The organism is Clostridium sp. C8-1-8 (genome assembly GCF_009928445.1).
In the GTDB taxonomy this organism is placed as follows: domain Bacteria; phylum Bacillota; class Clostridia; order Clostridiales; family Clostridiaceae; genus Clostridium_AR.
Genome location: NZ_JAABNO010000087.1, coordinates 1 through 443, shown reverse-complemented (window position 1 = coordinate 443; position 443 = coordinate 1). Strand labels below are relative to the sequence as shown.

Sequence of the window (443 nt, the reverse complement as noted above, 5' to 3'; positions counted from 1 at the left end):
ATACCAAGTGCTTTTGGACAAAGTTTGAATACAGATGAAGATAAGGTCTTAAGTGGTACAGTCACAGGAGCAGATATAGATGGAGATAGTTTAAAGTACTATGTAGTAACAGCGCCAACTCACGGAACTTTAAAACTAAATGAAGATGGAACTTTTACCTATACTCCAAACAAGGACTACAATGGATCAGACAGCTTTAGCTTTAGATCGAATGACGGAGATATTGATTCAGCGCCAGCAACAGTTAGTATAACTGTTAATCCAGTAAATGATATACCAAGTGCTTTTGGACAAAGTTTGAATACAGATGAAGATAAGGTCTTAAGTGGAACAGTTACAGGAGCAGATATAGATGGAGATAGCTTAAAATACTATGTAGTAACTGCGCCAACTCATGGAACTTTAAAACTAAATGAAGATGGAACTTTTACCTATACTCCAAA

The 443-nt window shown here is 36.1% G+C and carries 1 protein-coding gene; it reads left to right on the top strand.

Translation table 11 applies throughout. From position 1 onward, the window contains the following. On the top strand, positions 1-443 hold a 443-nt coding region (locus GXK57_RS26230; protein WP_160680944.1), incomplete at both ends, for a cadherin-like domain-containing protein.